The 22,579-nt window shown below is 63.3% G+C and carries 22 protein-coding genes; 9 read left to right on the top strand and 13 right to left on the bottom strand.

The features are described 5' to 3' along the window. Positions 1-20 precede the first annotated feature (20 nt). The 7 genes from APH30_RS16625 to APH30_RS16595 all read left to right on the top strand — a co-directional run bounded on the left by APH30_RS16625 (position 21) and on the right by APH30_RS16595 (position 7,874). Entirely contained in the window at positions 21-3,125 is a 3,105-nt protein-coding gene (locus tag APH30_RS16625) for an efflux RND transporter permease subunit (protein ID WP_003092293.1), read from the top strand. Between the two features lie 80 nt (positions 3,126-3,205). Then, positions 3,206-3,553 carry a multidrug efflux SMR transporter gene (locus tag APH30_RS16620; protein ID WP_038421338.1) on the top strand — a complete coding sequence of 116 codons (348 nt, stop codon included), beginning with the start codon at positions 3,206-3,208 and terminating at the stop codon, positions 3,551-3,553. Between the two features lie 15 nt (positions 3,554-3,568). Further along, entirely contained in the window at positions 3,569-4,189 is a 621-nt protein-coding gene (locus APH30_RS16615) for a DUF3313 family protein (protein ID WP_000837791.1), read from the top strand. Continuing rightward, positions 4,186-5,343, top strand: coding sequence for an ABC transporter permease (locus tag APH30_RS16610; protein WP_000063629.1), 1,158 nt, complete (start codon positions 4,186-4,188; stop codon positions 5,341-5,343). Before APH30_RS16615 ends, APH30_RS16610 begins: the two co-directional genes overlap by 4 nt. A gap of 5 nt (positions 5,344-5,348) precedes the next feature. Continuing rightward, positions 5,349-6,161, top strand: coding sequence for an ABC transporter ATP-binding protein (locus APH30_RS16605; RefSeq protein ID WP_024944155.1), 813 nt, complete (start codon positions 5,349-5,351; stop codon positions 6,159-6,161). Positions 6,162-6,252: 91 nt separating this feature from the next. Further along, complete coding sequence (locus APH30_RS16600; RefSeq protein WP_000433686.1) at positions 6,253-7,182, top strand: MlaD family protein; 930 nt, start codon at positions 6,253-6,255, stop codon at positions 7,180-7,182. Positions 7,183-7,274: 92 nt separating this feature from the next. Continuing rightward, entirely contained in the window at positions 7,275-7,874 is a 600-nt protein-coding gene (locus APH30_RS16595) for an ABC-type transport auxiliary lipoprotein family protein (RefSeq protein WP_003124411.1), read from the top strand. 66 nt (positions 7,875-7,940) lie between these two features. Here the strand turns inward: APH30_RS16595 and APH30_RS16590 are convergent, their stop codons facing one another. From APH30_RS16590 to APH30_RS16550, 9 genes are all read right to left on the bottom strand, one after another. Further along, positions 7,941-9,944, bottom strand: a complete 2,004-nt coding sequence (locus tag APH30_RS16590) for a relaxase/mobilization nuclease and DUF3363 domain-containing protein (protein ID WP_000132148.1) — start codon at positions 9,942-9,944, stop codon at positions 7,941-7,943. Positions 9,945-10,392: 448 nt separating this feature from the next. After that, positions 10,393-10,980: a S26 family signal peptidase gene (locus APH30_RS16585; RefSeq protein WP_003092304.1), complete on the bottom strand. Its 588-nt coding sequence runs from the start codon at positions 10,978-10,980 to the stop codon at positions 10,393-10,395. Beyond that, on the bottom strand, positions 10,977-11,534 hold the full coding sequence (locus APH30_RS16580) for a DUF2840 domain-containing protein (RefSeq protein ID WP_023093372.1): 558 nt from the start codon (positions 11,532-11,534) through the stop codon (positions 10,977-10,979). Before APH30_RS16580 ends, APH30_RS16585 begins: the two co-directional genes overlap by 4 nt. After that, positions 11,531-11,794 (bottom strand): hypothetical protein, encoded by a 264-nt coding sequence (locus APH30_RS16575; RefSeq protein ID WP_000147048.1) that lies wholly within the window; start codon positions 11,792-11,794, stop codon positions 11,531-11,533. The genes APH30_RS16580 and APH30_RS16575 overlap by 4 nt, the downstream gene beginning before the upstream one ends. Beyond that, complete coding sequence (gene parA, locus APH30_RS16570; RefSeq protein ID WP_003092312.1) at positions 11,791-12,429, bottom strand: ParA family partition ATPase; 639 nt, start codon at positions 12,427-12,429, stop codon at positions 11,791-11,793. Before parA ends, APH30_RS16575 begins: the two co-directional genes overlap by 4 nt. 241 nt (positions 12,430-12,670) lie before the next feature. After that, complete coding sequence (locus APH30_RS16565; protein WP_022652188.1) at positions 12,671-13,516, bottom strand: replication initiator protein A; 846 nt, start codon at positions 13,514-13,516, stop codon at positions 12,671-12,673. 26 nt (positions 13,517-13,542) lie between these two features. Further along, positions 13,543-13,827: an AlpA family transcriptional regulator gene (locus APH30_RS16560; RefSeq protein WP_001247107.1), complete on the bottom strand. Its 285-nt coding sequence runs from the start codon at positions 13,825-13,827 to the stop codon at positions 13,543-13,545. Positions 13,828-13,938: 111 nt separating this feature from the next. After that, the gene (locus APH30_RS16555; RefSeq protein WP_003092318.1) at positions 13,939-14,709 is read right to left on the bottom strand and encodes a DUF2285 domain-containing protein; all 771 of its coding nucleotides are present in this window, start codon (positions 14,707-14,709) and stop codon (positions 13,939-13,941) included. A gap of 342 nt (positions 14,710-15,051) precedes the next feature. Next, positions 15,052-15,399, bottom strand: coding sequence for a DUF2958 domain-containing protein (locus APH30_RS16550; protein ID WP_016487838.1), 348 nt, complete (start codon positions 15,397-15,399; stop codon positions 15,052-15,054). Between the two features lie 287 nt (positions 15,400-15,686). On the opposite strand from APH30_RS16550, the gene APH30_RS16545 reads away from it, so the two are divergent. Next, a complete protein-coding gene (locus APH30_RS16545) occupies positions 15,687-15,980 on the top strand; it encodes a helix-turn-helix domain-containing protein (protein ID WP_006379425.1) in 294 nt (97 codons plus the stop codon). A 312-nt stretch (positions 15,981-16,292) separates the two neighbouring features. Here the strand turns inward: APH30_RS16545 and APH30_RS16540 are convergent, their stop codons facing one another. From APH30_RS16540 to APH30_RS16525, 4 genes are all read right to left on the bottom strand, one after another. Further along, positions 16,293-16,607, bottom strand: coding sequence for a DUF736 domain-containing protein (locus APH30_RS16540; protein WP_001273857.1), 315 nt, complete (start codon positions 16,605-16,607; stop codon positions 16,293-16,295). Between the two features lie 775 nt (positions 16,608-17,382). Then, positions 17,383-17,592: a hypothetical protein gene (locus tag APH30_RS16535; protein ID WP_022580212.1), complete on the bottom strand. Its 210-nt coding sequence runs from the start codon at positions 17,590-17,592 to the stop codon at positions 17,383-17,385. Positions 17,593-17,653: 61 nt separating this feature from the next. Continuing rightward, positions 17,654-19,723, bottom strand: a complete 2,070-nt coding sequence (locus tag APH30_RS16530; RefSeq protein WP_000994919.1) for a ParB/RepB/Spo0J family partition protein — start codon at positions 19,721-19,723, stop codon at positions 17,654-17,656. 80 nt (positions 19,724-19,803) lie between these two features. Next, complete coding sequence (locus APH30_RS16525) at positions 19,804-20,631, bottom strand: DUF932 domain-containing protein (RefSeq protein ID WP_003092327.1); 828 nt, start codon at positions 20,629-20,631, stop codon at positions 19,804-19,806. A gap of 392 nt (positions 20,632-21,023) precedes the next feature. Between APH30_RS16525 and APH30_RS16520 the strand changes: the two genes are divergently transcribed. Beyond that, the coding region (locus APH30_RS16520; RefSeq protein ID WP_256222051.1) for an AAA family ATPase at positions 21,024-22,579 on the top strand (1,556 nt) is incomplete at its 3' end.

Below are 22,579 nucleotides of genomic sequence, written 5' to 3'. Positions count from 1 at the left end.
ATCCACCAGGTTACTTCATCATGAAGATCACCGAGATGGCGCTGCGCGCCAGTCGACTTACCTACTTTGTAGCGCTCATCATTTTCGTCGCCGGCATCGCGACCTTCCTGAATTTTCCTTCTCAGGAGGAGCCGACTGTCACGGTCCGCGATGCGATGGTCACGGCGTTGAACCCGGGGCTGCCCGCCGAACGCGTTGAGCAACTCATTGCCCGGCCGATCGAGGAGCGCTTGCGCGAACTGGCAGAGGTCAAGCGCGTGACGAGCACCGTGCGCGCAGGCAGCGCCATGATCCAGGTCACGATCTGGGACCGCTACACCGACTTGGCACCGATCTGGCAGCGCGTCCGGGCCAAGGTCGCCGATTCGAAGGATGCCTTACCACAGAGCACGATGGGGCCTTTCGTCGACGAAGACTTCGGCCGCGTCGCGGTTGCCTCGATTGCGGTCACTGCACCAGGTTACTCCATGAGCGAGATGCGCGTCGCGCTCAAGCAGATGCGCGACCGCCTGTACACCGTGCCTGGTATTGAGCGCATCACTTTCTACGGCCTGCAGGAAGAGCGCGTCTATCTCGAATTCGATCGGCCTAGGCTCGCGCGATTGGAGCTGACACCACAGGGGGTGATCGACCAACTCGTCAAACAGAACGTCGTCGCTTCGGGTGGACAAATTGTTGTCGGCGGCATCAATGCAACCTTGGCGGTCAGTGGCGAAGTGCGTGACGCTCCCTCCCTGCGAGCAATGCCGATCGCGCTGCCACGACCGCAAAGTAGTACGGCGCCCGTGCCGACGATCGCATTGGGTGAACTGGCGCAGGTGAGTGTGCGGCCAGCCGATCCGCCGGAATCTGCTGCCATCTACAAAGGCCAGCCCGCTGTCGTCATGGCGGTTTCGATGGCCTCCGGTCAGAACGTGGAGCAGTTCGGAAAAGCGCTCAAAGCACGGGTTGCAGACCAGGAGAAGCTGCTGCCGGCGGGTTTCGATCTGTCATACGTCACTTTCCAGGCCGATGTCGTCAAGCACGAGATGGGCAAAATGAACCACGTCATGATGGAGACGATCATCGTCGTCCTCGGTGTCGTCGTGCTATTTCTCGGTTGGCGCACCGGGATCATCGTGGGCATGATCGTGCCGTTGACGATCCTCAGTGCACTCATCGTCATGCGCGCGATGAACATCGAGCTTCAGAACGTCTCGATGGGCGCCATCATCATTGCGCTCGGCTTGTTGGTGGACAACGGCATTGTGATTGCCGAAGACATCGAACGCCGCCTGGCCGGTGGCGAAGATCGTAAGCATGCCTGCCTCGAGGCGGGCCGCACGCTCGCCATTCCGCTGCTCACGTCCTCGCTCGTGATCGTGATCGTGTTCTCGCCGTTCTTTTTTGGCCAGAACGCCACGAGCGAGTATCTGCACAATCTCGTGGTCGTGCTGGCACTGACGTTGTTCGCTTCGTGGCTGCTGTGCCTGACTGTCACGCCCCTATTGTGCTACCACTTCGCCAAACCCCATCACAAGCAGGAGCAGGGCGACGCCTATGACACCCGCTTCTACCGTGGCTACCGGCGCGTACTGGAGTGGGTGCTCCACCATAAGGCGGTCTATGTAGCGTCGATGATCGCGGCGCTTGCCATTGCGCTGTATGGCTTCACCACCCTGCCGTACGATTTCATGCCCAAGTCCGACCGGCTTCAGTTCCAGATTCCGGTGCAGCTCGCCCCCGGTACCGACTCGCGCGAAACGCTCGCCCGCGTGAAGCAGATCAGTGGTTGGCTGGGCGACACGAACATCAATCCAGAAGTCTCCGATCACATCGGCTACGTCGCCGATGGTGGCCCGCGCTTCATCCTTAGCCTGAATCCACCACTGCCGGCATCGAACATCGCGTACTTCGTTGTCACATTGAAGCCGAAGAGCGACATCGACGCCGTCCTCGCCCGCACCCGCAGCTACTTTGCGCAAGCACATGGCGACGTGCGCGCCGAGCCCAAGCGTTTCTCGCTCGGTGCGACCGAGTCAGGGACTGCCATTTATCGCGTCAGCGGTCCGGATGAGGAGGTATTGTTGGGGGCCGCGTCCAAAATCGAAGCAGCGCTGCGCAAGCTGCCCGGCACCATCAACGTCAAGAACGATTGGGATACGCGCGTTGGCCGCATCGACGTACGGGTCGACCAGGACCGCGCGCGTCGGGCGGGCGTGACGACTGAAGACATCGCTGGCGGGCTGGATGTCCGCTACAGCGGCAGATCGATCTCGGTTATTCGCGACGGTGACACCTCCGTCCCGATCGTCCTGCGCAGTATCGTAAGCGAGCGTCGCAGCACGGCAGACGTAGGCGCGACGCTCATCTATCCCACCAACGGCGGTCCAGCGGTGACGCTGGCTCAGGTCGCAGACGTATCGCTCGCGAGCGAGCCCTCGGTCATCCAACGGCGCAATCTCATCCGCACGATCACCGTGCAAGGACAGAACACCTCTTACACCGCCCAGGAGATCATCAACCGCCTGGCGCCTAGCGTCGCTGCCCTGGACCTGCCCGCGGGCTACTCGGTTGAACTTGGCGGCGAGATCGAGGAAGCCGCCGAATCGAACGCCGCGCTGTCGACCTACATGCCCCTCGCATTTCTGGCGATGCTGATGCTGTTCGTATGGCAGTTCAATTCTTTCCGCAAGCTCGGTGTGATCCTCGCGACGATCCCTTTCACGCTTATCGGCGTGGTATTGGCTCTGAAGCTGACCGGCACACCTTTCAGCTTCATGGCGACCTTCGGCGTACTGGCCCTGTTCGGGATCATTGTCAACAACGCCGTGCTCTTGCTGGAACGCATCGACCAGGGGCTAGCGGAAGGCCTGCCACGCCATGAAGCCTTGGTTGGGGCCGCGATACAACGGCTTCGTCCAATCGTGATGACCAAGGTCACCTGCATTTCGGGACTGGTGCCACTCATGCTCTTCTCCGGACCATTATGGAAAGGGATGGCGATCGCGATGATCGGTGGGCTGGCACTCGGAACGCTGGTGACGTTGGGCTTGATTCCGCTGCTTTACGAAGTCCTGTTTGGAATCAAGCGAATTGGGCCGTGGAACCTGAGTGTCGCCACCGCGCATGGAGATCGCTCATGAGTCTCTTGCGAGCCGCCGCGTGCTGCGCATTCTCAGAATTCGTATGCACCCACGCTTCATGCGTATGTCTCGCTAGGCTTATGCGATTCAGCACCCATCCGCTGATCTGGAAATCCTGGTCGATTGTCATTGCCGCAGGGGTTCTAGGAGCGGGCTATCCACTGGGCCTGCGGGCCATCACGGCGGGCGGTCCGATGCGCTGGGTCGGCCTCTGTGTGGCAGTGACGTGCATGGCGGCCAGCGGCGCACTTTTGTGGTTCGCGCTCAAGCGGATTCCGATCAGCGCGGCCTCTGCAGCCTGGGCAGGAATCGGGCTACTTGGAAACTTGGGCGTCGGCGCCCTCCTACTAGGCGATGTCGCATCGGTAACGCGCTGGTCTGGCACCGCCCTCATCGCAGCAGGCATTGCCTGTCTTAGTTTCGTTTGATCAAGGAGACCCATTATGAAGAGCAAAACTGCATTGATCCGCGGCGGCATCTTTTTTTGCGTAGCAGGCGCGCTCTCTGGATGCGCGACCAACAGCATGACGCGCTCCGGATTTCTCGGCGACTACGAGAAGTTATCGCCGACACGATACGAGAACGTACTGATGTACCGCGCAGCGGGATTCGAGCCCAAGCGTTATGCCGCTGTCGTGGTGGAAGAAGCGCAGATCAAGACCGCCTCGGGTCGCATCGATGGGCTCGATGACGCGCAGCAGCGCGAAGTGCTAGACCATGTGACGAGCGAACTGAAACGCCAGGAAGGCAAAAGTCCCGCCCCCCCAGGTGGCGCGGGACAGGTTCGGGTGCGTGTAGCGGTCACCGAACTGCAGACACCGAATCGGGCAGTCAATGCAATGACGACCCTGCTGGTTGGACCCGTGACGACGGGTGGTGCCAGCCTAGAGTTCGAAGCAGTCGATTTAAGGACGGGACGCCGGGTTGCTGCCGCCAGTTGCTTCGAGCGCGGCAACGTCATTAAAGAGTTCGCCGGTTCGTACACATTGCTGGGTCATGCCAAAGCGGCGATCACGAACTGCATCGAGCGCATCGACAGCGCTTGGCGGGACACGCAGCCATGAGCAACGCTTCACAGGCTTGGCTCCGGCAGGATGCCATGGTCGGCGGTGATCACAAATGGCTGGCGGGTGGCGACTGGACGATAGAGCACTACGCCAGTCTGGCAAAATCCGTGTCCGCCGCCCGCATCAGTCATGCCGAGGGGTACGCCACTCCCTTACTCGACTGGACGCAAGTCCAGAGACTGGACACCGCCGGCGCGGCTCTGCTGGTGGAAATTCTCGGGCCAGACTCGATACTCGACCGGCCGGAGGCAGCTCCAAATCTGTCCTCGGATCGCCTCGCCCTAATGAGAGCGCTGGCCGCCGCTGCTACCGATCAGCAGAAGACGGAGAAAGCAGCGGTGAGCGGGAATCCTCTGCTCCGCGGTCTGGGACGCATAGGCCTGACCTTGGAACAGGGCTGTCGTGCGTGTCTTGGTCTGGCCGGGTTCGTGGGCCAGATCATCGAAACATGGAGCCGTACCGTTCGTCACCCGCGTCGCTGGCGCGCGACCTCGGTGATCGCTCAAATCCAGCGATCAGCGGTGGACGCCATTCCCATCGTGGCGCTACTGAGCTTCATGGTAGGAATGGTGGTGGCGTTCCTGGGAGCAACGGTGCTGGCCAACTTCGGTGCGAGCATCTTCTCGGTGCATCTGGTCGCCTTCTCGTTCATGCGCGAGTTCGGAGTGCTGCTCCCGGCCATATTGATTGCAGGCCGTACCGCAAGCGCGTACACCGCCCAAATCGGTTCGATGAAGGCAAATGAAGAGATCGATGCGCTTCGCTCCAACGCGCTCGACCCCATCGAGTTACTGGTGCTGCCACGCGTGCTGGCGCTTCTTGTGTCCTTGCCACTGCTCACCTTAGTAGGCATCTTGGCTGGCATTGCGGGCGGCGCCACCGTATGCGCACTGAGCTTGGAAATTCCTCCCGCACAGTTCCTTGCCATCGTGCAGGAAAAAATCGAGGTGCGCCATTTTCTTGTCGGAATGAGCAAGTCCCCGCTCTTCGCGGTGATGATCGCCGCTATCGGCTGCCATGAAGGGTTCAAGGTCGCCGGTAGCGCTGAGTCGGTAGGCGACCACACGACGTCTAGTGTCGTGCAATCAATCTTCATGGTGATCCTGATAGACGCCATCGCTGCACTGTTCTTCATGGAGATGGGCTGGTGAGCGCGGTGAAGCAAGACACCGACAACGGTGTGCGACACGCTATTGAAGTGCGCGGCCTGGACAACAGGTTTGGAACCCAGCAGGTCCATCAGGACCTAGACCTGGACGTGCGGCGCGGGGAAATCCTTGGCGTGGTGGGAGGGTCAGGCACCGGGAAATCCGTGCTCTTGCGTAGCGTCGTCGGGCTGCAGAAGCCGCATTCGGGCGTGGTCCGTATCGGGGGGCGCGACCTACTGCGAGCCCAATGGCTTGCGCGCGCGCGTATGGAGCGAAGGTTCGGCATTCTGTTCCAGAAGGGCGCGTTGTATTCATCGCTGACCGTCTTGGAGAACGTCGCTCTTCCTTTGATCGAGCATGTCGGTCTGGCGCGGCCTCTTGCCGAGCGTTTGGCAAGAAGCAAGCTGGGCTTGGTGGGGTTGCCTGCCGGAGCGGGAGACAAGTATCCGGCCTCGTTGTCCGGAGGCATGGTGAAACGAGCAGCACTGGCGAGAGCCTTGGCGCTTGATGCGAACATCCTGTTTCTTGACGAACCCACCGCAGGACTGGATCCAATCGGGGCTGCATCTTTCGACCAATTGATTCTGACCCTGCGCAATGCACTGGGCCTCACGGTGTTTCTGGTAACCCACGACCTCGATACGCTGTACACCATATGCGACCGTGTCGCGGTCCTGGCGAACCAGAAGGTACTCATCAACGACGGCATCGAGGCAGTCGAGCGCTTCAAGCACCCGTGGATACAGGAATACTTTCACGGCCCCCGTGGCCGTGCGGCCGCACAGGCCACTGGTGCTTCCAGCCAAGAGACGCAGCCATGAAACCCCTCCGCATCTGCATCATTCTTCCGTCGCGCACGCATTGGGCTGGGCGCACGCAATATTTAAACTCTGAGAACGAGGTGGTCTGATCATGGAACCACGTGCCCATCATGTATTCATTGGTCTGTTCGTCGTGCTGCTCGGTGCGATTGGTATTGGCTTCGCGCTTTGGCTCAGCGACACACGTTCCGACCACGATTACCAGTATTACCGGATTATGTTCGATGAGCCAGTGACCGGGCTTACGCCCGGCAGCCAGGTTCAGTACAGCGGAATCACGATTGGCGAAGTCGTTGCACTTTCTCTTTCACCGCGAGACCCAAGGCGGGCGATAGCGCGCGTACGCATCAATGCCACCATCCCGGTCCGGCAGGATACCCGCGCTGAATTGGTCATCACGGGAATTACCGGCAACGCGGTGATCGAGTTGAGCGACGGTGGGCCAAACGTGCCATTGCTGGATCGGAGAGAGGACGAGGAACCGTTGATCCTCGCACCACGTTCGGCGATGGCATCCCTGGTCTCCGGTGAGGGGAACAGCATGACGACACTCAACGGCATCTTGCTGCGCACGCAGGAGTTACTGTCGAAGGAGAATTTGGCTCTTGTGCACCGCAGTCTGGTGAATCTTGAACAGACCACGGGCGCGGTCGCTGACCAGAGGGCCGAGATCGCGACGTTAATCAGCAATCTGACCGAAGCAAGCAGAGAATCGACAGCTGCCGTGCGCCAAGCAAATAGCACTCTTCGCGATGCCAACCTGCTACTAAATAACGATGGTAAGCAAATCATGGTGAACACGCGTGATGCAACGGCATCCCTCGAACGCGCCGCTTTCAGGGTTGAGACGCTACTGCAAAACAATCAGGAATCGCTGAACCAGGGCTTGGCCGCCACAGGTCCTGCCATGCACGAACTCCAGCAGGCGCTGGCCAATCTAAACACCGTGCTGCGCCGACTGGATCGCAATCCGGCGCAATACCTGCTCGGTGGAGAGAACATTGAGGAAACCAAGCCGTGAACACTTCCGCCAGGATGATTCCCGTCGCTGCCGTGACTATGACGCTAGTACTCGGCTTGTCCGCGTGCAGTGTGCTTCCCAAAGCAGCTCCAATGGTCACCTACAAATTGCCCGACTATCACATCGCCCAGGCGGAGAGTACGCCGCGCGCCGTTCCGGGACCCGGGGCGCTGCGCGTCTACGCCCCTGAGAGTAGTCGCGTCCTGGATTCGGAGCGGCTGTTCATTGCGCAGCCCGATGGTCGCTTGTCGGCTTGGCAAGGAGTGCGTTGGGCCGACCCCGCACCGGTGCTGCTGCGTGACCGAATCGTCGAAGCCTTCATGCGCGATGGGCGGTCGACTTCCGTGATTACCGATAGCACCCCAATGAGCGCCGATATGGAGTTGCGCAGTACGCTGCGGGCGTTCCAGCTCGAATACCGCGGCACTGAAGCGATCGCCGCGGTTCGGCTCGATGTGCAACTGGTCGATCCGGCCAAACGGACTGCTATTGCCAGTAGACGCTTCGAAGCAATCCAAGCCACAGGCAGCAAGCGAGAGGCCGATGTGGTGAGCGCGTTCGGTGTCGCCACGGATATATTGGCCGGGCAGATCGTTGAATGGGCAGTTCAGGTCGGGGCAGCGCGTTTGCGAGTTGCACCGGAATTGGCAAGCAACCATGCACCCACAGCGTCGTCGATAAGCACAGACTAGTCGTCTTAACGGAGCACAGAAGCTAGGGCCAAAACGCTGCTCGACACCTTAACTCGGTACGACAGCCTACGGCCCCGATCCAATCCCAGGACCTCTTTGCCGTCCAACCTCCCATGACACACCGCCGCCGCGTACAGTCGCGGCGATCTGCTGCCCCAGTCGTGGCTCGATTATCGGCCGCCAAGGCACCAGACTGAATCCCATGCCGTCATCGAGCAGCGCATAGCGACCGCTGGCGAGCATGACCGAGCGCCGGTAGATGCCGGCTACGCGCTGCCCGTCTGTGACGTGCCGATGCTCCAATCCGCTATCGGCGGCAATGTGCTGGGCGGCCTGCGCCAGCTCCCGATTGCGCAGCGTTTCCAGCAGATTCCGGGAGAGAATCAGCCGCTGCCCGCGCCGCTGGGCCAGCCCCTGTTCTTCGAGGAAGTCGGCGCGCTGCTGCAAGGCTTGCCTAGCATCGCCGCCAAAGCCCAGGTCGCCCAGTCCCTTGCCGCCGCCGATCAACTGCTGATCCAGCCAGGTCGCGCCGATGACGCGGGCCTGCCGTTCAATCGGCAGATGCGATTTCAGTTCGACCGCCACGCCGCCCAGCCGCTGCGCGTCGTACTGGCGGCCACGCTCGGCCAAGTCGTCCGGCACCTTCCATAACCCCTCGGCCACGCGCTCCACGATGCCGGCCCGCCGTAGGGCTTCCAGCCGGCGGATATGGGCCGCCACAGCCTCTTGCGGGTCGCGGCCGGGCTTGGCTCGGCCTTGCTCGATCGCCAGGTGGTGATCGGTGCGGTACAGGCCATTGCTCGCCAGCGTGGCGATGTTCTTGTCGGCCGCCCGCACCTCGGCGGAACCGCGTACCTCCACCACCGCGCCGATGGGATAGTTCGCCAGCTCGTCGCGGGCGTCCAACGCGACGTAGTGGGCTTTGCCGTCCAACCCGTCGATGACCAGATAGCCGCGGTCGTGCAGCTCGTCGGCCAGACCCTTAGCAGCCACGCGACCGACGATAGTGCGGCCGTCGTCGCCCGGCTCGAACACCGCCAGCTCGCGAGGCTTGCCGCTCATGGCCCGCTGCATCGTTCGGATGATGTCGCCACGCTCGCCCAGGGCACGCAAGGTCTTCTCCGCGTCCGCATGGACGGCCCAGGTGCCGGGCTGCACCTCGTCGGCCAGGCCCAGGCGCTGCAAGTGTTGCAGGCGGCCGATCAGCAGCAGGCGCTGGCGTTGCAGCCGGGGTTCGTTGAAGCGTTCGATCTGCACCCGGCCATCCTCGCCGGCCTCGCGCTGCAACGTGCGGTCGAGGCTCGTCCACCGCTCTTGCTCCACCTCGCGCTGCAAGGTCTGCTGGATCTCCAGTTCGGTGCGCGGCCCCAGCCATTCCGTCGCCAGCTCGGCGGCGCGATGGCGGAAGCCGTGGGCGATGTAGTCGCCCGCGATGATGAGGTCTTTGCCGGTATCGTCGCGTCCGCGCACGATCAGGTGCGTGTGCGGGTTGTCGGTGTTCCAGTGATCGACCGCCACCCAATCCAGCCGCGTCCCCAGGTCGGCCTCCATCCGGTTCATCAGGTGCCGGGTGTAGGTGCGCAGGTCGTCCAGCTCCGCACTGTCTTCAGGTGAGACGATGAAGCGGAAATGATGTCGGTCGTCCTGGCAGCGTTCCTTGAAGGCATCGAGGTCGGCTTCGTCGGTCTGCGGCCCGTAGGCACGGCCCGGCTCGCCGTTCCGGCCGGCACCGTCGCGCTCGATGTAGCGCAGGTGCTTGGCGAGCGACTGCGGACTGGCGTTGCGCTGGTTGACCAGCAGCGTCTTGATGGTCACGCGCCGTGACATAGGGGTCAGCTTTGCGCCTGCGAAGCGCGCCGCCGTATGGCCGCGTCCAAGCCGTGAGCCGGGCCGCTGGCCGGCGTGCTGGCCGCTCCCGCCAGCGGTAGGACGGCGCACCGCCGACTTGCCGCCGCTGGCCTTGCCAGCCTGCTTGAGCACCTTGGAAACGAAGCTCTGGCCCTGGCCTTTGCCTCGGTTCTTCGGCGCGCCAGGGCGCACCCAGAAATCATGGTCGCCGCGGTCGGTCATGGCTGTGCTCCCTGCAAGCTCCGGCGTGTCCGAGCGTGCGAAGCACGCGGACATGCCTGCATCGGCGCGTGCCTCGCGCCCCACGCGGCACGGCGGCGAAGCCGCGCCGTGCCGCGCCACCCCCACGTGCAGACTGGCTTTGCGGGCGGCAGAGTGCCGAACCCTTTTGTCTTGCCTTCCGCCTTTGCCCCTCGCTCCCGCTCCGGGCATCGGCGGCCCGGCGGCGCTGCTGCACGAGCAGCCAGCCCGCCGGCGAACACGCCAATGGCCGCAGGCCAGGCGCGTTCGAGGCAAGACGCCTGCACGTTGGGCGGCTGCGCCGAAGGCAGCGCGAAGTGCGGTGCGAATGCACCCGCACTGCACGCGCGACGACACGGCGACGAACAGTAGAACGACATGCCCGATGGCACGATGAGAGGCGCGGCAAAGTGCAGCGAATCGGCGGCCATCATGGACGTGTCTCCAGCCAGATCGGATGCGCAACGCCGATCACGGCGAACGCGCTGACCGGCCCGAAATAGCGGCTGTCGAACGACGCCGGGTTGGTCGCGCTCAACAGGAACAGTTCGCCCGGTTGGAGACGGCGGCAAAGCTGCAAGGATGGCAGCGGCCGGCCCAGCCGGTCGGCAGGCAGGGCGGCGGCCACCGGCACGCCGTCGATGCGAACCTGGCCGGCGACGATGCAAACGTGTTGTGGCGCGACTGCGCCCACACGTTTGAGCAGCGGAACGCGGGTCGGCAGGTAGCCGCGCTGCGCAGCCAGCATGGCGGCCCTGTCGGGCAGCGGCATCAGCACGATGCTGTCCACGGACAGCGGACGTGGCCGCGAGGCGGTGCGCGGGTCGAACGGTTCGATGCGATACCAACCGACCGCCACGCTGTCGGACGGGTTGTAGGCCATTCGCGGCAGGGGCTGCACGAACGCCGCCCAGGCCAGCGCAGCGAGGCCGACGGTGGCGAAGCCTGCCAGCACGAGGCGAGCGCGCAGGCGCGAGCGAGGATGCGGCACGGGGCCGGTCGTGGAAATCGTGGTCATGGCAATGCCCTCCCGGCCAGCCAGGCGGCGTGCCGTTCTGCGGTGTATGTGGGTAGCGCCGAGCGCGCTGCGAGCCGGTTCGCGAGCGTGCGCCAGTACGCGGGCGATGTGTCTGCGGCTGCGATGCCCAGCGCCTCGATGCCGTCGATGCGTTCCAGCACGGCGCGCACGTTGGCATCGCCTTCGGCGTGCAGCAGCAGACGCGCGCCCGGCTGCACGCCGGGGATGCGCTGCACGGCGTCCAGCGGCGTGGCGGTCTGCATCACCATGAGCTGCCAGCGGATCGTGCCGTAGTCGTTGGCCTGCCAACGGATGCGGCACAGAACCGCGTTCGGCAGGAACACGGCGCAGCGCCGCCAGCGGTCGAGCTGGAGCGTGCGCGCCGGTTCGCCGAAGCGCAGGTAGAGCTTGAAGCGCGGTTCGATGTAGGCCAGCGCCACGCGCGTCAGCGGCACGTTGCCGGCCTGGCCGGCGAGTGTCGAAGGCGCCGGCGGCGGCGCAGCCGTGGGCGCACTTGCTTTGGGGGTGTGGGCGGTCGAAGCGGATGCGTTCACGGCGTGCCCTCCGGGGGAAACTCCCGCTCCAGCAGGTCGCGCAGCAGTTCGGCTACGGTCACGCCTCGCGTGAAGGCCGACACCTTGATGCGCGCCCGCATGGCGGGCGTGATGTCGAGCGTCAGTCGAGCGGTGTAGAGGTCGCCTTTCTGCACGGCATCTGCGTCGCCCTGGCGAATCCACGCTTCGGCGTGCGGATTCGCTGGGGGACGCGCACCGATGCCGACGCGCTTGCTGCGTGGTGGTGGCTTCCCAGTCATGTCGGCCACCGCAGCAGTTCGTCGGTGAGCGCGGCGATCTCGCGGGCAGCGGCGCTGTCGGGCGCGGTTTCGCGGGCGAGCCGGCCAGCGGCTACGCTGTCGGCAAAGACGATGCGCTGGTGGATCTCCGAGCGCAGCGCGGGCAGCGGCTGTTCGGCCAGCGATTGCCGTGCCTCCCTGCCGATGATGGTGGTGCTGACGCGCCGGTTGATGACGAAGGCCGCGCGCAGCGCTGGCCGGAACACCTGTGCTTCGCGGATCAGTGCGACCATCTCGGCAGAAGCCCATACGTCGTAGGGGCTGGGCTGCACGGGGATCAGCACGCGCTCGGCCGCCAGCAGCGCGGAACGCGCGAGGGCGGCGATGCGCGGCGGGCCGTCGATGATGATGTGATCGGCCCGCCTGGCGAGTTCTGGCGCTTCCTGATGCAGCGTTTCGCGGGCAAGGCCCACGGCGCTGAACAGACGGGGCAGGCCCTGCTGGCTACGCCGCTGCGTCCAGTCGAGCGATGACCCCTGCGGGTCGGCATCCAGCAGGATGACATGCAGGCCGCGCATCGCCAGTTCGCCGGCGATGTGCGTGGCGAGCGTGGTCTTGCCGACGCCGCCTTTCTGGTTGAGAAACGCGAAGATCATGGCGCGGCCCTCCGAGCTGGAAAGCCGGCCTGGCCGTGCCGTTTCGTGGTTGTCCACCGAAACGGCGCGCTTCTACTAAAAGTTATGTATTTCTTGTTAGGTAAGTTAGAGGGAACGCAAACCCGCGCCGTTGTTGGCTTTCCGGCGTTTTCGTACTCCTGATAGCACGAGGGTCGTACTCCTGATAGCACGATACCCGGTACTCCTGATAGCACGAGGCCGTCCACAGGTTCTCCCGCAGTTATCCCCGTGCCGCGTGCGGCACGGGCCGGAAGGTCAGCAGCTCGGTGTTGTCGTCCGGCATCCGCTCGATGCCGAGGACGTAGCCGGGCAACGACTGCCGCGCCACCAGGGCGCGCACGTCGTAGGCGAAGTCCGAGAAGCGGGCCGCGCTGCCGGATTTGCGGTACAGGTGTCGGAAGTCGAATTGCCAGCCGTGCTCCTGCCGCCCGCCATGCTTGCGCACCAGGCGGTACAGCCAGCGTTCGATACCGCCCTTCAAGCGGAAATAGGCCGGGTCGATGGTCAGCACCAGGGCGGCGTCGAGCACGCCGGCATAGAACCAGTCCGGCAAGATCAGCTCGATGCCCAGCGGGGTGCCGCTGGCGTCGGCGAGTTCCTTCCACTCGTTGATCCACGAGAAGCGATGCAAGCGCCTTCCCGTGGTTTCGCGGATGGACGTGGCCACCGTGGTCGATTGCAGCCGGTCGAGGGCGGCCTTCAGGCGCTGGTAGTCGTTGAGGGACGTGCCGCGCCCGATGAAGCGCAAAATCTCGTAAGGCGTGGCGCGTATCCAGCGCGACGGGCGCAGGCCCGCGTCGCGCGCCTCCACGATCTGCGAGGCGGCCCATATCAGCACGTCGGCATCCCATATCGTTGCGATGCCGTGCTCCTGCGTGCCTTCCACGCGAATGGTGACGTTCCCGCTGCGGAAGTCGATCGGCGCCGTGCGCCGCGACTTGGCAAGCGAGAAGAACGGAAAGGCCATCAAGTCCTGGGAATCGCGTGGCGCCATGTCGCCCGGCAGCGCGCGGAACAGATCGAGCTGTTCGCGCTGCGGCAAGGCTTGCCCTGGCGGGCTGGACATGGCGAAGGCCACCCACGCGCCGACGATCAGCGGCCATCACGGTAGTCGCCCGCGTGGCGCTCGGCGTATTCGGGATCGGACGTGGCCTCGTAGCTGCGCTGGTCGGCCCAGGCATCGAGGTCGGACACCGCGTACATGACGCGGCGGCCGAACTTGCGGAACTTGGGGCCGCCGCCGATCACCCGCTGCTTCTCCAGCGTGCGCGGCGACAGCCGCAGGTAGTCGGCGGCTTCGTCGTTTGTCAGGTAGCGTTGAGGCTGCGAGGTCGCAGTGACGGCAGCGGCGGCAGGCCGCGAGGGAGCAGGTCGCATGGGATGTACCTCCATCAAGCCCGGCCACACCACGCGGCCGGATAGAGGCACTCTCAAGAAAGCAAGGCTTCTTGCTAAGGGACGATTCGCACGGGTCGAGAAACGTCCCCCCTAATGCGACGGGAACATTGGAAGCTGCGCTAGTCGGCGGTAGCCGCCGTGCATCAGCTCATCGCCGCGGCGTACCAGCCGCCGTACGCGGGCACGCAATGCACTGTCTTTGTGCCAGTCGGCCGCGACGGCATCCGCGCCGAACAGACCTTCGCCCACCTCGCGCAAGGAGGCTCCCGCGAGGGTCGCGTCGAGCGCTTGCAAGGTATGCAGTTCCAGCAGCGCGGCGGGCGTGGGGCGGGAGCGGGCTGTTGCCACAGGCGTGGCCACGGTTGCGGCAGATAGCGCATCCAGCTTCGCAGCGAGCGTGCGGTAGCGCGCACAGGGCGTGGCGCAGGCGCGTGTGGCGTAGAGATAGGCCGAACCATCTTCCAGGTCGGGTGCGAGTGCCAGCCGAACGCAGCAGCCTGGCCAATGCGATACGAGCACCAGGCGCTTGCCGTCGTGGGTCAGTTGCTTGCGCCCAGGAATGCGCCAGAACTCGAAGGTATGCGCATCGGGTGGTGGGTCGGCGTCGGGGTATAGCTGCACCACGGCATCGTGATCGGGGAACCAAGCAGGATGTGCGTCGCGCGCATCCAGGCCGGGATCTTCCAGCAGGCGCAGGCCCCAGGCCTGCGCCGCATCAGGCTTGCGACGCCGGCGTAGCCAGTCGCGCCGGTAGCTTGGATTCCTGCGCAAATACTCCCAAGCCAGCGCTGGGCCATCGAGGTGCAGCGTGTAGAGATACGCGGCCGTGGGATACCAGTGTTGGCTGCTGCGGTCAGTCATGGCGAAACCTCCCTGTTTCTGGGAACGTCGCCACAATTCCGCTGTGCGGGAGCTATCGAATCGCCATCAAGTGGTCATCAAACTCGGGTTACGCTTTAACTGCTGGTGTCAAGACAGATTCGCTCCAGTGCATTGCCGAAATCGTCTAAATGCGACGACTGCACCGCCCGGAAATGGGGTGCAGCATTGAACACCGTGCCGAATCTCGCGCCTGGCATCATGACTGTTTTGGTCAGGAGCGCACCACCCTGGTGCAAGCATGCGGATCAAGACTTGCCAGGTCTTGGCTAAGACCGAAATAGTCACAATGCGATACTTTTTGCCTGGTCGCGCTGGAATGCGTCAATCGGTGATCGAACCGTTTTCCTGAGCCAGTCGAACGTATTCCGACAGCGGCCGCGTCGGCTGGAAATACCGATCTCGTATCACGGGCTGCTTGAGCGGCCCGACGATGGACGCCAGATCGGACAGCTTCACCGTCGCCAGGGCAGGCATCCCGATCCCGAGGTCGATCAGGCCGTAGGCCGTATCGCCATCGGTCGGATCGAGCGCGGCCAATAGCCAGGTCGCATGTGCGTCCGGTGTGAACAGGCGCACCACGGGCAGCGGGTCACATTCCTGGCCTGCGGCGCGGGTGAGGCCGTGGGCCAGTAGGTGCACCCGGTCTTCCTCGGTGACAAGCGTGGTCAAGGCCGCGCCCCTTCCACGAACACACGCAATCGCCGAGGCGCATCTGTGCCTGCGGACGGATGCACGTATGCGCAAGCGCACGAAGCCGCAAAAGCGGAGAGGCACGAAGGCGTATTGGTGGAAGTCAGGAAAGACACGGATGCGGTTCCCTGGGTCTGAGGAAATCCGCAGATGCGGATCTCCGTAAAAGCACGGAAAAGGAAAACATCACCACCAAATGAACACTATAGATTGTAGTCCTATAGGGCGCAATGGGCTGTCATCTTGGTTTTTTGGGGAAACCATAGGTGGCAGCGAAGAACTCATTGGCAGCGGCGATTCGGACGGTAAGGAAGGCGCGTGGTTTGAGCCAGGAAGCGTTCTCCAACGTGTCCAGTCGCACCTACATGAGCACGCTGGAGCGCGACCTGAAAAGCCCAACCATCCAGAAGCTGGCCGATCTGTGCGAGGTCATGGAAGTGCATCCGCTCACGCTGCTCACATTGGCTTATGCCGGTGACAGCACCCGCGAAGCTGATGAATTGCTGGCACAGGTGCGCCAGGAACTCAGGGCGATATTGGAAGAGCCCGACACGCCTTAGCGCGTTGGCGTGTGGTACTGAATTGCAGCAAGCGGAGCGCGCAGCGCCGCAGGCGCGAAGGCGTGAGGGATTGAAGCCGGATGGCCGTGACGGCTTGCCGGCACGGGGCGAAGCCCGAAAGCCCGGCGGCGCTTACAGCGCCGACACGCCACACACCGCTCGTTGACACGGATTGCGAGCCACAAGGCACGCATGCAGGCCCGCCGTGACGGGCGTATCCAGCACGCGGCAGCAGCAGAAATCCTGCGCGTGCGGTGCTGCGATCAGCAGCATCGCGCCCCGCCGCAGTGGGCGGGACGCGGTAAGCGGCTGTCAGGCCGCCTTCGGCTTGTTGCGCGACCAGATCAGGTCGTGCGTGCCGTCCTCGTTCTCGATCAGGCGGGCATAGACCGTCGCCGGGAACGAAGGGTCGTCGATGGATACGGACAGGTATTCCCGCCCGGCCTCGCTGGTCTTCTTCCACGCTGCGCCGACTTCGTGGCCAGCCGCTTGCAGGTGGAAGTCGGGGGCGTTCTCGGTGTCGCCCTTGTCGTTGGGAACCAGCTTGACCTTGACGTTGAGCGTCAGGGTGCGAAGCGTGCCGGTGAAGCCGTCTTTCTCTGCGGTGAAGGTGCCGATGTTAGCCATGATGTTTCTCCTTTCGGGTTGAACAAGGTCGCGCCAGTGCGTCCTTGTTGTGATCCGGCCGGCGGGGGATGGGCTGGTCGCACCGCACAGCGGTCGCAACAACGTGGAGAACCTGGAAGCGAAAAGAATTTGTCCCGCGAGGAATGCGCGCAGCGCAGGGGAAATTGTTTTCGCTGCAAGGTTGCGGCCATCAAGCACAAGGCGCAGCCGCGCCACCGCCAGGATTCACAACAAGACAAGGACGCACAGGCCGCCCGCTCCCGAATGGAGACGTGGCCAACTCGGCATCCCCGCGTGACGGCTGCACCGGCTTGCGCCCTGACGCGGGCCAGGTCAATGCCCCGACGACAAGGCCAGAGCGCCCCTGCCGCAGCTCACGGCCACATACTGAGGCGTGGTGTGGAAGCTCCATAGAAGCGAGGCTGGGCGGCGTGTCGGTGAACCGTCTTTCGTGACGTACAGACAACGAACCGCCAGCGTCGGGGACGGCACGCTTTCGTGCAACCTGCCGCAGCAAGCCGGGGCGTAGCCACACCAGCCCCGCCCATTGCGGCGGGGCTCGGTCGAATCGTTGGCGGCGCGATGCGCCGCCACACTTGCTGGCTTCGTGGATTTCGCGCACGAGCGCCCTTGTGCGTGGCCCCATCGCCGCCTGTCCGAAGGCGGCGATGGGGCGTTTTGGCTTTGAGCAGTGAAACCGGGCGCGGCCACCGCCGCGCCCGGAGTTTTCGACCACCGGCCCCAAGGCGGCACGGCTTGGGGCCGGTGCGGCTCGTTATTCCTTGGTTTCGATGATCCACCACACGGCGCGCGGCAAGGCGCGGCCCGTGAGGGGATGCAGATCGGTCAGGTCGGCGCGGGCCGTCCAGCCACGCGGCGGACGGTAGCCGCGCACGTCGCCGTCGCCGTGCCAGCGGCGGGCGCGCACCGTGCCGGAGGCATAGGTCGCAGCTATGCGGGGGCGGTTTGCGGGTTGGTGGGTCATGGCAGGCATCCTCAACATGAAGCGCCCCGGCCGGAACCGGGGCGCTATCTACGGTGCGAAGTCACGCGGCCAAAGCCTCGGCCTGCGGCTGGTCATCCGCCACGGCGGCCACTTCTTCCTGTGCTTCGGCTTCGCCATCCGCCGGCGCGTCCTGCCCGGTCTGCTGCGGGCCTTCGGAGCGGAAGATGGCGGGCATCCAGCCGGTGCCAGCGGCCAGCCGTTCGGCTTCGCTGGCAATGTCGCCCTTCTTCAACTTCGCCAGTCGGGTGACGTGCGAGGGCGCGAACCCGCCAACGGCTTCCAGAATCGCGGCCTTCGGCACATGCCGGAAGTAACCCTCATTGGTGGGCTGCCACCACGCGGCCATATCCAGCCCCACGGCCTGCGCCAGTTCCGCGCCGGGCTGGTGCGGCGTGGCGCGAGGCGTCACCACGTCCACCGTGGAAGCTAAGCACACGGCCAACAGCCGCACCAGTTCATCCTGTGATTTCGCCAGCAGCGCGGCGAACAGTTCGGCGCTGTCCTCCGGCAAGGTTTCGCCTGCCACCTGTTGCAGTTCGCGCAGCGCCACGGCGGCGGGTGATTCCGGCCAGTCCGGGGCCATGCCTTCCAGCCGGTCTTGCACCGTGAGGCGCACACCCAGCGGCAGGTCGTGCCCGTAGTGCCTTTCCTGCAAGACGGTCTGCACCATGCCATGCACCACGGCGGCCAGCGCTGCTTGCGGATGCCGTGCAACTTCGATTTGCAGCGCAGCGGTACGGTGCGCGCTCAACCGCTGCGCCAGTCGGTCAGACATGGCGGCGGTCTTGGGCTGCTCGTCGTCCTCGCCTGCGTCCTCGTTCGCGGCTTCGCCTTCGCTGCCGAAACCCTGCCGCAGCCGCTCCAGCGTGCGCAGTGCCTTGGCCTCCGCTTCGCGCAGCAGCCCGCGATGAATCGCGGCCTGCCCGTCGCGGTCGATGGTGACAATGGCACCGGCTGCGGCCTTCACGTTGGCCGCATAGTCCAGCAAGCCATCTTCCAGCGCCTGCAACTGCTCGCCCAGGCGTTCGCCTTCTTCCTGCAAGGCATCGGCCTTTTCCTCGTCCTCGTCGTCCAGCGCGGCATCCACCGCCTCGGCCAGTTCGTGCAGCTTGGTTTGCAGCTTCTCGATGCGCTGCGCGTCGCGCTTGTTCGGACTGCGGCGTTCCCTTGGCGCACGCTGGAAGGCTTGCAGATCGGCATGGGTCATGCCCGGCGTGGCATCCACCCACGCCCAGCCCTCGGCCTGCACCTTGGCGGCGATACCTGCCAGCTTGTCCTGCGCCAGCCGTTCCAGCAGTGCGGCATCGGTCAGATACACGCCTTTGTCGCCCTCCGCGAACAGGTCGCGGCGGATGCCACCGCCTTCCTGCTCGTAGCCGTCCAGCCCGACAAAGCGCACCAGCGGATGCCGGTAGGCGTCGATTTCGCGTTCGGTCAGGCGGTCGCGCAGGTTGTGCGGGCCGCGCTGCCATGTGGGCGCATCGTAGAACGCGGCTTCCTGCGCAGCATGGTCGTCGGTGATGGCGAGGGCCATCAACTGGTCAAGGCTCACGGCCTCGGCCCGGTAGTCGGCCAGCAGGCGCGGCGACACGTTGGCGAGTTTCAGACGGCGCTGCACCACCAGCGGCGTGACGCTGAAATCCGCTGCAATGTCCTCGATGCTGCGGCCTTCGGCCACGAGCGCGGCGAACGCCTCGAACTGGTCGGCGGGGTGCATGGCTTCGCGCTGCACGTTCTCGGTGAGGCTGGCCGTGCGGGCGGTGCCATCGGCCACCAGCAGGCAAGGCACCTCCCATTCCTTGCTAATGCGGTGCTTTTTCGCCAGCAGCTTCAACGCTGCGAGGCGACGGTCACCGGCCACGACCTCGTAATGCTCGCCATCGGCGGCGGCAATCACGATGAGGTTTTGCAGCAGGCCGACACGCTGGATGCTGGCGGCGAGTTCGGGAATGGACATGCGCGGGGTCTTGCGCACGTTGCGGCCAGTGGGACGCGACACCAGCCGCGACAGCGGAACCAGAATCAGGTTCTTGGTCGGATCAGCGGCTTCCAGCGGGATAGCGGCGGCGGTGTTGATGGCGCGGGCTTCGGTTTGGGTAACGGCGTTCATGGTGATAACTCCTATCGGTTCAGGGATGCAGCAGCGAAGAAAGCGACAAGGGCTGCTGCCTGCCCCTGCCGCGTGGGGATTCAGGCTTTCAACTGGCGCATGCCATCGGCCAGCAGCCAGAGGGCGCGATTTAGTCGGATGTTTTGGTCGATGCCCTGCACCGGGCGGGTTTGCTGTCGGCGCCCGTTGGCGCTGCGGCCACGCAGCCCGCCTTGGGTCAGGTTTTCTTGGGTGCGGTTGAACACGCTCCACAGGTCGGGGCGGCGGTCGTCGAAGCGGCGCGGCATCAGGATTTGCGATTCCGTGATGGGCGCGGGCTTGTCGGGGTCGTCGTACTTGAGGGCGAGCGCGGCGCGGGCGAACACTTCGGATTCGCCATCGTCCAAGGTGATGCCGCGCATGGCATCGCGCGATTCCTTCACCCGATCGAAACCGCTCAAGACTTCGTAAGCCCCCTCAATGACCAGACCGGCCACGTCGCCTTTATGGGGCACTCGCACATCGGCCACGGTGTTGCCGCAGACAAGGCCATTGCTGCACACGAACCGGAACATTCCGGCCAGCATCTGATAGCTGCTGGTGCCGTCGTGCGAGTTCAGCAGCACGATTTCGTTGGCCTCCGCGCCGTTGATCTGGCTGGCATGGCGCAAGCGAATCATGTGTTTGGTGTGCTCGCGCTTGCCTTCGTCGCGCACGCGGGTTTGCGTCACCATGAAAGGCTGGAAGCCTTCTTTGCGAAGCTCGGTCAGCACGGCGGCGGTGGGGATATAGGCGTACCGCTGCGAACGGCTCTCGTGCGGGGCATCCGCGAAGATGGACGGGGCCACGCGGTGAATCTGGTCGTCGGACAGCGGGTAATCGCTGCGCAGCGAGGGGGAGCGGAAAGCGAAACGGGATGCGAGTTGCATGGTCTTTCTCCTGACAAAAGAGGTTTGCTGTTCACACCGCACACCGGATTTCTAGATTCGGAGCCCAGCCTTTCGGCTGTTTGGTGCGGTCGGCACGAGGAACCCGGTTGGCCCTGTTGCCACCGTCTTTCCTGAGTTCATCGCCCGCGCCCAAAGGAGCGCGCGGACGGGGGCCGTCAAGGAGCCAAGCGCAGGGTTGGTGCGGCCCGCAGGCGCAGCCGAGGACACGGCCCTGCGCGCCTTGACGGCACACGGTCGCGGGCTACGGTCGCGGGTAAGGTGATGAAGTCAGGGGAGACGGCTGGACAAGGCAACGGCCATCCCTTTGTGCTGACCGCACGCAAGCGAAGCGCGCAGGCCCGAAGCTGGAAGCCGGGCCGTAGGCGTCAGCGATGCGGAAGGCTGGCGAAGCCAGTCCCGCCAGGGATGAGCGACTAGCGAACCTGGAGCAGCGCGATCCGCGAAGCGGAGACGCAAGAGGACTCTTCGTTTACCATTTGTTTCGCAAGCAAATGATGGGAAAGCAAGAACACGGAGATATAGAGATGATTGTCTGCATCAACCGCCTCAAACAGTTCGGAATCTTCAGCGACTTCAATGGAACGAAGATCCAAAAGTTCGGCCGGTACAACCTGGTCTATGGTTGGAATGGAACAGGCAAGTCAACGTTATCGAATCTATTCTCTTGCTTTGAGCTTCGCTCGATGGTTCCCCGCTTCAGCACGGGCCAATTTTCAGTAGTTCTGGAGGATGGCTCAACGATCACGGAATCCACACTCCACTCATCCCAATTGAATATTCATGTTTTCAATCAACGCTTCGTGCATGAGAACATTGATTGGGACAAATCCGTAAAGAGCATCCTTCTTATTGCGAAAGAGAAGATTGATGACTTGCAGAAGCTGGAGAAGCTGAAGAGCGAGCTTCAGTCGAAAAAGAAGGCTCACGACGACAAGCAAAGCGATATCAAGAAGCAGCGTGAGGCATTAGAGAAGTTCCTGACCAATGCTGCCAAGAAAATGAAGCTTGGACTTCAGGCGATTGATACGAGCGACAGTTATTACTTGAATTACGACCGCCGCAAGCTCTTCAACTTCATACAGAATAACGGCGAGACAATTATCAAGGCGGAGTCGGTTCTTCCAGATGAGAGGGTTATCGACCTTACGAATGCCGCCAAGCCAGATCAGCTTCCAAGCATTGCTTTCGCCTCAACGGCCATTGAGCCGGACTACTTTAAGAAAGCGGCGGGCCGCATCAGAGATTTGATTGGGACTACGGCGGTCAATCAAGCAATCCAGCGGCTGACCGATAACCCGGAAATCCGCGAATGGGTTCAAGCAGGCTTGGAAATCCATAAAAACCACGACTCGCAATCCTGCGAGTTCTGCGGCTCTCCGTTCGCCCAGCTTCGTGCCGAGGCGCTTGCTGCCCACTTCAGCAAGGAGTTCACGGAGTTTCAGAGCCGACTTCAGAACGCGGCGACATGGATTGAATCTCAAGGCGCTCCAGCTAATCAGTTTCCCGCATCGACCGAGTTTTATAAAGAACTATCGGCCGAGGCAGAGAAGCTTCAAAAGGACTACGCAACTGCTGCTGAAAAGATCGACCAGCAAATCGACGCCTGGCGGGAAGCCCTGAAGGCCAAGATCACAGACCCTGGGAAGACAGACATTCAGATCTCGGATGTGGTTGAAGACGATGTCACCAATTTCAATGACATCCTGAAATCGATTGTTGCTCTCGTTGGAAAGCACAACAATAAGACTTCAAATTTCAAATCTGAGACCTCAAAAAGCAAGGTGGCACTGGAGCTTCACTTTGCTGCGGCTGAGGTGCAAGAGTTTGACTATGCTGGAAGTGAGAAGAAGTGCAATGACCTTGAGTCAGAAGCAAAGAACGACCATAAGGAAATTGAAAAAATTAGTCTAGAGGTCGGAGCCATAGA

The organism is Pseudomonas sp. NBRC 111127, assembly GCF_001320345.1.
Lineage (GTDB): Bacteria > Pseudomonadota > Gammaproteobacteria > Pseudomonadales > Pseudomonadaceae > Aquipseudomonas > Aquipseudomonas juntendi.
Note: the sequence above shows the minus strand (reverse complement) of the source record. Positions and strands in the feature narration are given on the sequence as shown.